The organism is Pelodictyon phaeoclathratiforme BU-1 (assembly GCF_000020645.1).
Taxonomy (GTDB): domain Bacteria; phylum Bacteroidota; class Chlorobiia; order Chlorobiales; family Chlorobiaceae; genus Chlorobium; species Chlorobium phaeoclathratiforme.
The window spans coordinates 1478190-1493016 of sequence record NC_011060.1; the positions used below are offsets into that span (position 1 = coordinate 1478190).

A 14827-nucleotide genomic window follows, 5' to 3' on the forward strand; every position below is an offset into this window, starting at 1 on the left:
TATAATTAAACTTCGAACTGTTATTCTATGACACTTACATCGATGCTTTTACACATATCTCTAAATTTTTTATTATGACCGATTAATATTGGAAATAAATTATATTTTCCATAGATTACAAAATACCAATCACCATTAACAAAATGATCTATGCATTTCTTAAGGATATTTTGATGAGTTTCCTGCTCACAAGCAATCCAAATACTTAGGGGGTAATTTGCAGCAATATCATTCCAAGTCAAACCTTCATCGAATAGAAAGTGATATTTACCTACGTTGAATGAACAGTCAATATTTTCATCATAAAGAAAGACAATCGTTGGCATATGAGTACGGTAGTAACATCTCTTAAATAGCATATCCTGATAGCTACGCACATAAAAACCTCTACATTTTCTGACTTTTTCGTTTATAAAATCTGGAGTAGCCTGTGGATATCCCATAGGATCAATAAAATCATTAATTGCGATGTCACCCGTTAATTGAAGCCCAGATGCAGTAGTAAGAAAAAGCGATATTTTTCCCGTACTCAAATCGGGAAATACTTCTTTTTCTAATTCTTTTATCAACCTATCGCCGTTTGTATCATAAATTTCAAGAGGCGGGCGATCATAATAAGGGGGTCTACTATATATGTTAGCTATAGGGCCATACATCCCTTCTTGGATATGGTCCGGTGGACCTTCGGGAACTGGATAACACATTACTCCCGAACAGAGCCAAAGATATAGATAGGCGTGTTTGTTGTTCGTTAATATATCGATTGGTTTTGAACCTTGTAAATTGTTACCGCGTCTCTGGAGTATTCTTGCAAGATTTTGCGCTAAACATGTAATAGTACTTCCAGACTCGAAAAATATTCGTGAAAACTTTTCGATACCATATCCCTGAAGATCAACAAAAGCGGTTGCAAGAGCTTTTTTTTTCGAATCTAAAGATAAACGGGTAGAGATGTAGCTAAACTTGTTAAGTACTCTTACCACTTCTCGAGTCGTTAGACTTGCGGAAGAAAATAGCAAAATCGACTCAGCGAGGTCACGCTCTTCTCTTGTTTTATAGATGCCGTACTCATTTGCAATACCCTCTTTGCGGCCAAGGGCCTCATTGATGGTCAATGCTTTCAGGTACATCTCCTCAGCGCGGTCAAGCTCTCCTCTTGTCTGAAAGAGGTTACCGAGGTTACCATAGTCACTTGCCATACCCTCTTTGCGGTCAAGGGCCTCATTGATGGTCAATGCTTTCAAGTACATCTCCTCAGCGCGGTCAAGCTCTCCTCTTGTCTGAAAAAGGATTCCGAGGTTGCCGTAGTCACTTGCCATACCCTCTTTGCTGTCAAGGGCCTTATTGATGGCCAATGCTTTCAGGTATATCTCCTCAGCGCAGTCAAGCTCTCCTTTTGTCTTGTAAAGGTTTCCGAGGTTACCGTAGTCACTTGCCATACCTTCTTTGTGGTCAAGGGACTCATTGATGGTCAATGCTTTCAGGTACATCTCCTCAGCGCGGTCAAGCTCTCCTCTTGTCTGAAAAAGGATTCCGAGGTTGCCGTATGCACTTGCTGTTTCGGTGTTTGTTTGTTCAGGACCGCTAATATTTAACCACTTGTTCAAAACCTGAAAGGCCGAAACAAAATCACCCGTACGATAGAAAAATTCATATCCGAGAGATAAAATTCTGATATCTTCTGTTTCTGTTATAAGTTCAGAGAATTTTTGCCGCGCATATTCAATCTTTCCCTCTTTTGATAATTCAGCGGCATCTTTCGCTGTTTGTAACTGAATCAGTTCCAATCTTAGGTGCGTTTTTTCCGCATCTTCATGGGCCAGCTCTGCTTCCAGCGCCTTTTGTTCTGCATAGGTTTTCGCCTTATTCACCTCTTCGACGACTGCCAACGGAAGAAGGACTATATCTCGTTGCTGGTCGGCTTTAGGTAGTTCTCCTTTAGCGTAGGCTCGAAGGTGGCGATCCACTTCGAGGATAAAACCCGCCTCATCGTCGAAATAGTGGTAAAGTATTTTTCTGGTATTCTCTAAACTTTTTCTGAAATCAATTACCTTCTTTAGTTGAACTCCTGGATCACCCTCAACTGCTGCATCAACTCGTTTAAAGAAGACAAAGATTTCAGGGGAACCCTCAGTTTGCCATCGACTCAAAGCTCTGTGATACTCTTCTTCAGTATATGATGTGTATGGCGCTGCGTCGGGCGCATCCTGACCCCATCGTCTGTACATTGCCAGAATAAACACATCACATTTATCAATTTCTTTATTGATCACTCCCTGACTTCGACGACCCGTTGAGGCGAGCGTATCTTCCCAGCATAAGGGCTCAAATTCAACATTTGCGCCTTCACCAAAACCTGTATTGATTTGCTTAATTGCATCTTTAAAAAAACGGCGCTCGTTAGCGAGATCACTTGGTGATGCCATAAAAACTGAAAATTTTCGCTTCATATTCTTGCAGAATTTCTTTTTTTTAATAGAAATGGCGCAGGGGTGAATTGTGTGCTACATTCAGCGTGGTTCTCTTCGCTACGTGTTTTACCCGTTACATGGCTTTATCAGGCTTTGTATTACTCGTTACTTTGTTGTCAAGGCTGATTTTCTATGCAAGCTATGTCTCAATTATCTGGCCTCGTTTGTGATGATAAATTTTCACTCATATCAACGCCTCCGGTTTTGGTGGATGGCAGCAGGATGGGTCTGCTGGTGGTGGATTGAGTTTTGTTTGATATGGAATTCCGGTGCGAATCGCCTCGGCCATGGCGTCGTAGATCTCAAGGATCACCTCTTTTGTCCGGTAGGAGCCGTGTTCGGCTTCATCCTTTCGCTTGACAATGGGGAAGGAGTCCATAACGTGTTCGACTGCTTGGCGTGGAGTCGGAAAGTATCGTTTCAGCTCGATCAGTTCTTTGGATGATTCATCCTGCACGGCTCCTGCTGATTTTTCGGCACGTATCCATTCGCCATGTTTATCAGCCGTAAGGTAAAGATTGAAAAATGCTGCATCAAGTTCACAGCAAAGCAAGAATCGGCGATCTTCATTCCAGCGGAACGGAAGGCCGCTCCAGCCACAATCTTGCGCGAAGTATTCAAGATCCCATGCGGTGCAGGTAAGTTCAAGGAGTCGAGGGAGAAGCCAGTTACCCATTTCAGGCTGTAGTTTATCCCACAGTACAGGGCGAGAATAGGCGTCAGGATCAAGAAGAGGAAGTTGATTCAGATAACCATAGGTCAGATGTGTACCGCCAATTTTTTGCCTTGCTGAAAAATCAAGTGCGAAAGTCGACAGATTCAAAAGCAGCATTCCGATCTCTCTGGTTTGACGGTCAGAGAGCACAATTGGGCAGGTATGGCCAACACCATTTGGTGGCATAACCGAGAATATCGCTGTACGCTCATTCGTAGTGTTGGTAATATCCCTGAATCCCATTAACCATTGCTTATCCCACCTCTCCTCCAGCCGTGACAACACATCCTGTTCCGGAACCCAGTACCTTGGCATGACGAAAAAATCAGATTGCTGTTTTTCTGCAAGAGTGACATCATGGGTATCATCATTATGGTCATAGGTTGCCCAACGATCGTCGAAATGATGAATCATTTTGGCTTCGTAAAGCGGTAGATACACCTCTCCATCCCGGTGAAAAATATTCCCCTTCAAGTGCCATCCATCACCCACCAGTTGCTCCCGCGTTCGGAAAAGGTGCGAGTCGTTCGACATGTCAAACATCCTGCTAAATCGTATTCCCCACGGATTCTGTTCTGGTGAACCTTCCTTGATGAGCACAGGAACCCGGCGATAAATCGCCTTGGTCAGTTCTGCATCGGCACGTGACCGGAAAATCGGGCAGGTTCTGGTATTCGGGTTCAGGAGGAGGATGTCCGCCGGGCTCAGGGTTATCTGACGGTCAGGATTTTTCAGGTCATCAACATCATGGGCAAAAAAGACAAAGACTGCTTCTCTGGCTGTTGGTGTTTCTCCTCCACCTGCTGTGAAGAGGCAGAATTTCATTCTGCTATCAACAGCAGGAAATATTTTTTTCCTGTTTTCAAAATCAAACAGACTGACCAGGGACTGTTTTTCAATCAGATCCTGAAAGAAAAACTTTGTTGTATCGTCTGAAGCAATCCCGCTGGGAAGCACGGCCCCCATTCTTCCCTGTTGATTGAGTTGCGAGCGCATCAGTTCGGCAAAAACAGTATAAAGATTGATATCACCCCTGCCGCAGAGCGGAAATCGGCCACTGTTGCGGAGAAAGTGACTTTCGCCCTCAGCTTTGCGCAATGAGGCAAGAAATTCATCCTGCAGCGCCGGGTTGGTGGCATTCAGCTCCCTGATCAACCTTTTTCTGGCTGATGCATTCGAAGCCATGGCGATTGCTTCGCATCGCTCAGCAAACCACTCTTTTTCCTGGAGTTTGACCCTTTCCCATGGTGGATTACCAAGAATGACGTCAAACCCTCCACGGGCATAGACTTCAGGATAGGCAAGGTGCCAGTGAAAAAACTGATAGCTTTCTGCCAGCTTTTTGACCTCATCAACAATATTCTGATGCTCCCGAGTAAGATTTTGATCGAGAATATGGAGCAGGAGTGACTGCGTGATACCAAAAGCCGTTCGCTCTATTCCAGGTTCACTGAAAGATTTTTCAATAACGAATGCTGCACACCATGCATCTGCAACCATTTTTTTAATGCGGTACTCCTCTTCATTTTCCAGATGAAAACGGGCTATTTTCTTGTCAAGAATGCTCTGAAGATCATCATCAGGCATCTCTTCGATGGCCAAGGCAGTGGCCTGCAGGTGCTGTTGTTGCTGCTCATCTTGCTGGGCAAAGAGCGGCCCAAGACCCTCTCTGGAACCACGATTCCATTTTTTCAGAACGGCACAAGCCTTTTTATTGTCACCCTCTATCGGTTTAAACGCCTCGTTGGGTAAACCCGCTGCTATCAGTTCAGGCGTGGTACCCATCAAACTGTTGCCAACCCTGATATGGTGCTCCAAAAAGGAGAGCGGTTTTCCGGGCTCCATGGCTTCCAGCCAGAGGCCAACCCGGCAAAGCTCTGCCGCCATCGGGTTGATGTCCACTCCAAAAATGCAATGTCCAATCACTTCCCTCAGGGTGTGATGAAGCAGTTCGGGCGATGGCTCTTCGTCCCCCGCCCGCAACCGGGCAAGTCGGCGGGCTATCCGTTGTGCTGCAGCAATCAGAAAGTGACCACTGCCGCAAGCGGGATCGCATACTTTTAAAGCGAGTATCGACTTTTCCGGAGTGGTACTTTTTTCTGCTTCGTCAATATGCGGATCAAGGGCGCTCTGCAGCAAAGACTCCACCAATGCCGCATGAGTGTAGTAACTGCCGGTTGTCTTGCGTTCATTGCCTGCAGCGTGACGAAAATCAAAAAGTGGTGTTGGCAGCAAATCAGTGAAGGGATGCAATTCCAGCAGGCTTTCATAGACCGAGCCAAACTCTTCGGTGGCCAATCCCCCAAAGTTAACTGGCATGCGCTGGCCATTTTCAGGGAGAGTAAAGAAACAGAGTTGTTCCAGAGTGGAATAAAGGGCTTTATTGCTTAGCGTGCAGTGAGGAAGCAACCCGAGGTTCGCCGGGCTGAAGAGTTGGCCGCCAAGAAGAGTGGTGCCCAGAGCTGCAGCACCGTCTCTATCTTCAAAGAGGTGAAAGGTTGAAAGCAGTTGCAGCCAGCCGTCGCTGTAGCACGTGACCTGCAAACTGCGATTCCTGGCCTGGCGTCGCAGGCGCTCTATGCTGTAGTGCTGAACATAGATGGTGCTTTTTTTAGTCGCTGTACCTTTCGGAAATACCATCCCGCGCTCTTCAATCACCATCAAAAACAGCAGACGGTAAATCAGCCTGAGCAATTGGTTAAAATAGACATCTGGACGCAGCTCTCCTGAAGCGACCTGTTGGCGCAATTCATGATTTTCAGGATGCTCAAGAAAGCCCGTACCCAAAGTCTTAAGAGCCTCTTTAACGGCAAGACGCAACCCGTCACGGATGCGTGATCCCTGTTCGATTGTCTCCTGATGATAGCCTTCAAGCAGCGAGGTTGCTGAGGTCTCAATGGTCTGCGGCAAGCGCGTCACATGCAGCAGCCGGTAGAGCACGGCAAAGTCGGCAAAGAGACCGTCGGTAAAGATGCGGTCGAGGTCAAACTCCAGATAGGTGAGCTTGACCAGGCGGGAGCTGTCGCGCAGGAGGCGTAGCACCCGGCCATTGGTGACGATGCCGTAGAGTTGCTCGGTGAGGTTCAGGTACTCCTGCAGCATGGCGTGGGCCGACATTCGCAGGGCAGCTTTTTCGGGCTTTCGGTCGAGACCGGCGGGCTCGTTGCTGCCGGTAATGTGAATGGCGGCTCCGCCCCGGTTGGTGATGCGGTGGGAGATCGGGTAGAGCTTTGCGTTGAGTTCGATGCTCTTGGCCTCAAATTCCAGTTGGTAGCCAAGGAGCCCGAGCAGCGGCACCACCCAGAGGTTTCGGGTTTCGGTGGTGGCTGGCGACTCCTTTTTCAGTGTCTCAAGCTTGCGATTGAAGAGTCGCCAGTAGTCCTGGGCATCGGCCCACGCTCTTGCAATTTCCTCCTTGACTTTGACCGATGGCTCCAGACCAAAATCGACCGGGCGCTGGCCTGCAATATCCTCAAGCTTTTCAAGAATATCGGGTGAGAGTATCGCCCCCTCAATGCGGATGGATGGGTATATCATACGGCACCTCCCGCAGCTTCGCCTTCCGGCAGGAGAATATATACACCGAGCAGATCCATCGGCAGTACCGGGTGCACCACCTGGAAACGCTTGCCGTCCATCAGGGAACTGAACCGTTCATGGGCTTCGACCAGTTTTTTTGATTGTTGTTCAGCCACGCGGTCAAATTCAGGTTCAAACGATTTGAGCAGTTTCAATTCATTCTCCAGAAACCCTGTTCTGGCGGGGAGCGACATATCGGAGCTGGCACGAACTGAGGCGAGAAGCGCTTTTGCCTCTGCCTGATCGAGGAACTCCTTCTCCTGCGGAGTTCCTTTCCATCCCCAGAGAATCATCTCTTCGGCCACAATCTGCTGGCTCCCTCTCCGATCTTCGATAACGTTGCGGCAGCGGAAGAGGAGAATGGTTGTTTTGATGGCCACCTGCCGGGTGCGAATGACGGCGGAACGGGCGGCCCGTTTGCCGGAACGGTTGACGGTGTTGGCCATGAGGAGCTGGCAGAGCTGTTCCACAAAGCGATTGTTGCGCCCAAGGTAGTGATAGCCTTCAGGCGTTGGTGAGAGAAAGCTGATCTGGACGATATCGCCAACGGGCAGGATGCCGCGCAACTGGTCAGGAAGGTTGGCGGTAATGAGGCGATAGCATCCCTTTTTCTGTTGAGCAATAACCTGTACGCCAAAAAGGTTATTGAGGGTGCTGGTCACAAACTGTTCAACGGCAAAGGGGTCACCAATGGCCTCATCCACCTCCCGAAGGTCGGACTCTATTTCGGAGGCCTTGATGGCGTTCTGGGCAAAGATGGTACGGGTCGCTTTTTCGCGCTCGGCGGCCTCCTCTATTTTGCGGGAGATGGTGACCTTGGCTGAGAGTGCCTCATCAAAATCGCTGAAGTCGAAGGTCAACTGCTGCTTTCCTTCACGCCGGGGAGTGATTTTGCGGTCGGGATTGAGCAGGAGCGCCTGAGTGATGGTGTCGATAATGCTTTGGGAATCTTCCGGAAAGGGGACGTTGATTCCGGTTGAGCGTTTGATTTCGCGAACCTTGCGCAGCAAAACATCAAGCACAATGCCGTCAATGGGATTATCGGCGCCGTAGAGCAGGCAGGTTTTGACTTCCGGCGCTGGCTGGCCGAAACGGTCTACCCGCCCTTCGCGCTGTTCGAGACGGTTGGGATTCCAGGGAAGATCGTAGTGCAGCACCGCCGTAAACTGCTGCTGCAGGTTGATGCCTTCGCTGAGGCAGTCGGTTGCAATCAGGAGCCTTTGCTTTGCCTTGCCCATCTCATCAATCTTCTGCTTGCGGAGTTCGTCAGGCAGTTCGCTGGTGATAACCTGAATATCGAGCTTGGGATATTTTTTGTGGAGAGCTGGAGCGAGCAACCTCCCGACGTAGTTGGCCGTCGCGATGTAGCGGCAAAAAACAACGGGGTTGAAGCCCGCCGAGAGCCAATCTTCCAGAATGGCTTCCGCCGTGCCGCATTTCTGGTCGTGCTTCAGGTCAGAGAGAGCTGCCAGTTGATCCGCAAAGCCTCGCAGTTGTTGCCGCTGGTAGCTTGACCAGTCGGTTTGCTCAAGCAGTGAGGTCGGGGTGTTATCGCCCTCATAGCCAAACTCACTATCCTGCACAGGGTTCTCACTGTTTTCGGCCATCCCTTCGTCAAGGGCAACGTGGGCAAGGTTGGAGAGCCGGGTGTTGAGCATTTCAATACCGGCTGCCGGGCTCGACATCACTCCACGCAAAAGGGCAAGCGCCGTCCAGTACTGCACCCGTCGGGGGCCCTTTTTTGAAGCGTCCGGGGCAATCAGTTTTTTTGCGAATTCGAGGATCTGCTCAAAAAACAGTTCATACTGCCGAGAGAGATCATAAGCCCACTCAATGGCTTCACGCTTGGGGAAGGGAGTTTCCTCACCCATCCACTTTTCAACGTCACCCCGTTTGCGCTGCACAAAATGACGGGCAAGCTCCTTGCGCTGGGGCTGTGATGCCGTCGGCAAATCAAGCCCTTCAAAATCCGGTTTGAGTAACCCGAGCAGGGAGTGAAACTCTTCCGGCTTGCCGGAGTGCGGGGTGGCCGTGAGAAGAATGAGCTGCTGCTCTGGCTTGCCTGCCAGACGACTCAGCAGATGGTAACGCTGCTGCTGGCTTTTTGAGGCCCCGGCCGGGCGGGCGCAGGTGTGGGCTTCGTCTACAATAACCAGTTCCGGGCATTGCTGCACAAAAACATCCCGGCGATTGTCAGATTTTATAAAGTCAATACTGATAACCTGATAGGGATAGTAATCATAGACGCTGGTATCGCCCTGAATCTGCCGGTCAAGGCGTGCCTGGGTGTTGGAGCGGATGATAACGGCCTCAATATCGAGTTTGTCGCGAATCTCCTGCTGCCACTGTTCGCAGAGATGAGGGAGGCAGACAACCGCGAAGCGCTGGATTTTGCGGCGCTCCAGCATCTCTTTGGCAATGAGGAGCGCTTCGATGGTTTTACCCACACCAACATCATCAGCAATCAAGAGGCGAATCAGCTCCTGCCGAAGCGCCATTACCAAAGGAACCATTTGGTAGGAGCGTGGACGAAAAGAGAGCTTTGCCAGTGCACGAAAGGGGCCTGCGCCATTTCGAAATGCCAGACGGGCTGAATCGTAGAGCAGTCGGGCGGTACTGATATCGCCGAGGTCACTGCCGGTTGGTTGGCCAAACTCGGTCTCCTGTGGCTCATCACGGGGAATGGCCAGAGGGAGATAAATGCCTGCAATCTCATCATCAGAGCCGCCAAGGGGCTTGACGACCAGAAGATCGGGGTCATCGGAGGGCATGACAATCCAATTGCGCCCTCGAAGGGAGAGCAGTTTCCCTGGTTGATAGGTTATACTCATTTTACTTTCCTGAAAATATCAGGACGTCCGGCCACCTTTTCGGCCAGATTGTCCCTGTAATAATATGTCCAGACCTCATCACCCTTGGCAATGATGGCCTGGCGTAGTGCCTCATCTTTTTCCTGCACCTCAGTATTGTCGTGGGGTGTTCCATCGCAAAAGACCCAGATGCGGGGTTCATAATAGAAATCGGGTTGCGCATAGATTCCCTCTACCCTCTTCTGGGCGGCATCGGGCAGGCGAATGCCGTTTTTATAGAGAAAATCAAGGAACTTCCGCTCGGTACTCGAATTGGGATCGATCCCGCCGAGCAGCGTCTGGTAGTGCTCTTCGTAGTTGTTATAACTTTTGTTGGTCTGAATCTCGATGGTGCAGAGCATCAGCTTTTCAAGCGCCTCCTTGATGAGGTGACGGTCAATGACTTTGTGGTCACGCTGGTTGTAATAACTGAGCAAGTCATTGTATGAGGCTGGTCCTTTGTATTCAGGATCATCATAACGGCAAAGTTCTATGGCCTGCTTGACCACCTGATGGAAAGCGTGAACATTTTCGACAAACTGGGAGAGGATGCCAAGGCTCCCTTCCGCCGCTTCATAGAGCAGGATATTGGGGGCTTCCGGGTCGCCGACTGTTACCACACCGATCTCTCGTGGTTCCACTTGAAAGATAAGTTCGATGGCTCTCTTCAGGGCGTGCTGGAGCGTAATCACCCCGTCGGGAGTTAATCCAAGCGGTTGAATCGGCTCGATATACAAGGCATCGGCAAGGTTTGAGGTCATCAATTTCACTCGCCGGAATTGCTCACTGCTCTGGGCCTCCTGATCAGGAAGAGAGCTGCGCCAGTCGCCAGAGACCATGCCGATGGGAAACCCCTCCGTCTCCTGAGCCTTCCATTTGAAGTTGATATGGACAAGCCGGGCTGCCGGGATGTACCGCACATTCAGCAGGCTACCTTCACTGCTGGAGACGATGGCCTTACGTACCCGCTCAACCTGGCCGCCGTCAACGGTAAAGAAGGTTCGGATATCAAAGCCTTTGGAGAGCCGTTCCTCCTCTTCGCAGGAGATACGATCCACCTCTTCAGCGCGGGATTCCGACATTTCCAGCAAATCATGAATGTGCAGCTTGTTGGCATTGTCGCCAAGATTCAACCCTGAAAAAGGACAGATTTCAAGATCCTTCTGATCTATGGGGAGGAAATATCCTGACCGGGTGCTGATTTTTGCCTCGGTAAGAGAGGATTCGGTATCCTGCATAATCAACTGGCACACCCGGTACTTCCGCCCGCTGTGATAGATGATATTCTGGGGCCCGAACTCCCGGAGGGCCAGAGAGCGGGGGCGGGAGACAAAGAGCCCGGCAGAATCACCGTCGGGTAAAAAGACACGAAGAGGAAGTCGTGTAAAGTTGTAGCCGGGCAGGAACCCTTCGGAAGCAAGATAACGCCAGGGATAGAACTCGGAGAGTTCCGATGCCTTGCCGGAAAGATGATTGCGAAGCAGGTCCAGTTGACGGGTGGCCTGATCCTGATGGCGTTTGTATTTGCGATACTCTTCGCTGCCAAGGCTCAGCGTGCCGCTTTCGATCTTCTGGGTAGCTCTGGTCAGAATTGCCCTTGCCGAACGGTAGATGAGCCGCCAGCGATCGAGTGCTTCATCGAGGGTTTCAATAATCTTCGAAAGGTTCTGCTCAATCCATTGATCGGAATACCATGCGGCTTTTGCTTCCAGTTCCGGTTCAAAATCGCGGATTACCCTTCTGAAATTGGCTTTTATCCGATCAAACTGTACCGGAGAGAGCTGAAGCCCGGCCCGAACGCTCTCGGCAAGAGGCATCTTGTTATTGTCATCGGTCACAAGATGCATGATTGAGGGTCTTGAGCCGTTACCCTCATCAAGGCCGGGAATGCCAACCTCTGAGGCTACCAGAGCGTGCAAATGGGCACGCAGCAGCTCCTCATTATTCAGATCGAGACGCGGCGCCATGACCGTACCTGCAACCAGTTCGCGCTGATTGTTAAAGTAGTGGCGATCATGGGGGGCATAACTTGAGCAGTAGGTAAAGATAAGTGCTCCCTGACCACTCCGGCCTGCTCTGCCTGAACGCTGGGCATAGTTGGAGGGGTTTGGAGGAGCGTTGCGCATGTGGACAACATTGAGTGAACCGATATCAACGCCAAGTTCCATGGTCGGGGAGCAGAAAAGCACGCTGATTGATTCGGCTCTTATCTTTTGCTGGTCAGCCACCCGCTTGCCTTCATCGGTGTACCAATCGGCCCGGAATCGCTCTTCACGATCCAGCCGTGCTTCATTACTCAACTGTCCGGTATGGTCTTCACTTCGCAGCCGTTTCATGGTTGAGAAATCACGACAATAGAGCGTTTTGAAAAAGAGATTGGGCTCGGGTCTCTGCTTTTTATAGGTGCGTCGTTTGATAATGTCTGCCTTGACCGTCAGCCCCTCCCCCGCTTTCCAGATAACCTTTTCGAGTCGTAAACGGTAGATGAGTACCTCTTCATTCTGCTCGCTCCGGGCAGGAAATGATTTCAGATAGTCGGCCTGTTCCAGCATCTCCATCGTCTGCATGATCAGGTTTTTATACCCCTCTTTTTTCAGGTCGATCCCAAGGTTTTGCCGTTTGACATAATCCCTGATGAACTTCCCCAGAGAGCTGGCGGGCCCCATGCTTTTGGTGTAGAGTTTGGCGGTTTTGCTGAGCTTTTGATAGCGGATGTAGTAGGGTTCCTGAAGCTTCTCATTACGATCGAGAGTCCAGGGCTGTTTTAACGACTCGCGGAACTGCCGCTCGGATTCCTGTATGCGTGACTGGGTAAGAAAGTTTTCGCTGTGTATGGCATATTCAAGCCGGAAAAAATCGAGTATGGTGGTCACCAGCTCTTTACGATCAGTATGATTCAACGATCCAAAAAGCGGCGATACGGCCCAGAATGCATCGGTAGCGATAATTTCATCCAGATCCTCGTACTCTATGGTCAACAGGGCGCATTGTTCGAGGTTGGGCAATACTACTCGCCAGCTCCGCCGGAGGTCAGCCATGGAACGATAGAGCAGGAAATCCTGAAGCGCCTGCTCATATTTTCGCCGGATTGGAGCCAACATCGACTCCTCGCTTCTGTTGGCATACTCAAGAAACGGTAGCCCAAGCGCCTTGAAAACGGCCTCGCCAAGGGTGGCAAAGGTGAGCATGCCCACTGGTGCCTGCTGCAATGCCTTATGAATGCCTGCACGAAGGCGAATGACCTGCACAAAGTCATTGAAATGTCCTGCCTGCAGGGCCGCATCCTGACGATTATCGGTAAAGCTGAGCAGCTTCTGCTCTTTTATCGCGTAGCCAGCGTCACTGAGACGATTGAGAATGGAGAAGGCGGTGATGGTAGTGGAGGTACTGCGCCCTTCGCTGCCCAGCTTGGTCAGTTTGGTGCCCTCATTGGTTCTGGTATCAAAAAAACCGCCCGATGTGGGATCAAAAAGTAACGGAGCCTTCATGAACCAGCCCCACCATTTTTTTTCTTCTTTGTCGGAGCAGTTTCCGAATTCGTCAAACCAGAGTTTAACGGGAAAGTATCCCCTTTTTTTGCTGTCGAGCGTAACACCCGACTTTGTTCTGCGAAACCAGGATTCGGGCAGCATTTCAATATCTTCATCGAGATTCCAGATCTCTTCGCCAATAATCAAGTAACCGTCATTGCTCTCCTCATCTTCGGTCATGTCACGAAATTCACGTGGCTCCAATCGGTTACCTGCAAGGGAGACGCAGATGAAGGGATGGCCGCTTCCACGACTGAAGACATTGGGAAATATTGGTTTTTTGTCGGTCTCATCAACTTTATAGACCCCGGGCTCAAGAGAGATATCGCGCTTCTCATCCTGATCAAGGGTTGTATAGACAGAACCCGTTTGCGAAATAAACTGATGGAGCTTGTAGGGCAGAAAGGTGTAGCGCTCTCCCGACTCTTGCTGCCGAACATTGGAGACGCTGATCCAGAGGAGTAGATCCACCAGATAAAGACGGCACCTCTCTTCAGCCATTCCGGAATCGTTTGCCAATTCTGAAGCTATCTCTCTCAGCCGCTTTGGTTTTCCCCGAACAAGATCAGTTCCTCGCTCTTCAAGTGCAATTTTGTTCTCCAGCCAGATGGCAATCGGATTCTTTTTGAGTGCCTCAATATCGGAGTCCTGATTAATGGCTGACTCAATGGCCGATGCAAGGAAATGGCTGGCAGGAATCGTGCCGTTGGGAGAAAGTGAACGGGCAAGCTTTTCGTTGATAACCTGCTCTGTGGTGAATTGGCAGCCAAAGAGTTTGGTGGCAACGTTGGCAACCTCTGCTTTCTGATGCTCAATATCACCAACACTATCAGAAACCATGGTGGCAGAGGTACCTATACTCACAATCTGTTGGACACAATTGGATCGAATCCGTCGAATCAACATGGAAACATCCGCACCCTGCCGACCTCGATAGGTGTGCAGTTCATCGAAGACCAGAAACCGGAGATTCAGGTAGATGCTCTCTCGAATGTTGCGTTCACGTACGCGGGTTAACAACAGCTCCAGCATCATGTAGTTGGTCAAGAGAATATGCGGCGGGTTCTTCCGCATTTTTTCCCTTGCCTCCTCACCCTCCTGACCTGTATACTGGCCAAAGATGATCGGAAACTCTTTGCCGGTGGCATCCTCATAATTCTTTTTGTATCGGGTGAACTCTTCGAACTGCGAGTTAATGAGGGCATTCATGGGATAGACGACAACCGCAGTAACCCCTTTTGTTGCCGGGTTCGAAAGAAGATGGTGAAAAATAGAACCGATATAGGTCAACGACTTGCCCGAGCCGGTGCCGGATGTAACGATAAAATCCTTGCCGCTGGTGCCCAATCGTATTGCCTCAACCTGATGGCGATAGAGTTTGTACCCTTTGAAAATGTCGCCAATGGCCCCATGCAACGTTTTCGATTCAATAAGCTTTTCGAGCCCACCGAACATCTCAAACGAAGGGTTAAACTGCAAAAGTGGCTCTGGCCATAGCTTGCCCGTACTTAATGCACGATCAACAACCTGGCTGATGTCCGGGTCAGCAATGGAGATGAAACTGTGGATGTAGGAAGAATAATCCTCTATGATACTTGCGTGAGTCTTGAAGACATTCATAAAGAGGATTTTTTACCTTACAGAGGATTCGGGAATGGAAACACGATACATCACCGTGTTATT

4 protein-coding genes are annotated in these 14827 nt (G+C 49.9%); all 4 read right to left on the reverse strand.

Going from position 1 to position 14827, the window contains the following annotated elements; genetic code table 11:
* Positions 1-20: 20 nt before the first annotated feature.
* On the reverse strand, positions 21-2450 hold the full coding sequence (locus PPHA_RS14590; RefSeq protein ID WP_012508167.1) for a tetratricopeptide repeat protein: 2430 nt from the start codon (positions 2448-2450) through the stop codon (positions 21-23).
* A 205-nt stretch (positions 2451-2655) separates the two neighbouring features.
* Positions 2656-6723: an Eco57I restriction-modification methylase domain-containing protein gene (locus tag PPHA_RS07060; RefSeq protein WP_012508168.1), complete on the reverse strand. Its 4068-nt coding sequence runs from the start codon at positions 6721-6723 to the stop codon at positions 2656-2658.
* Positions 6720-9596, reverse strand: coding sequence for a helicase-related protein (locus tag PPHA_RS07065; protein ID WP_012508169.1), 2877 nt, complete (start codon positions 9594-9596; stop codon positions 6720-6722). Before PPHA_RS07065 ends, PPHA_RS07060 begins: the two co-directional genes overlap by 4 nt.
* Positions 9593-14764 (reverse strand): DEAD/DEAH box helicase, encoded by a 5172-nt coding sequence (locus tag PPHA_RS07070; protein ID WP_012508170.1) that lies wholly within the window; start codon positions 14762-14764, stop codon positions 9593-9595. Before PPHA_RS07070 ends, PPHA_RS07065 begins: the two co-directional genes overlap by 4 nt.
* Positions 14765-14827: the final 63 nt, after the last annotated feature.

What these genes read in the sequence shown, in the direction of transcription:
- PPHA_RS14590 (WP_012508167.1), bottom strand. Translation starts at nt 2,450, where the DNA reads ATGAAGCGAAAATTTTCAGTTTTTATGGCATCACCAAGTGATCTCGCT.
- PPHA_RS07060 (WP_012508168.1), bottom strand. Translation starts at nt 6,723, where the DNA reads ATGATATACCCATCCATCCGCATTGAGGGGGCGATACTCTCACCCGAT.
- PPHA_RS07065 (WP_012508169.1), bottom strand. Translation starts at nt 9,596, where the DNA reads ATGAGTATAACCTATCAACCAGGGAAACTGCTCTCCCTTCGAGGGCGC.
- PPHA_RS07070 (WP_012508170.1), bottom strand. Translation starts at nt 14,764, where the DNA reads ATGAATGTCTTCAAGACTCACGCAAGTATCATAGAGGATTATTCTTCC.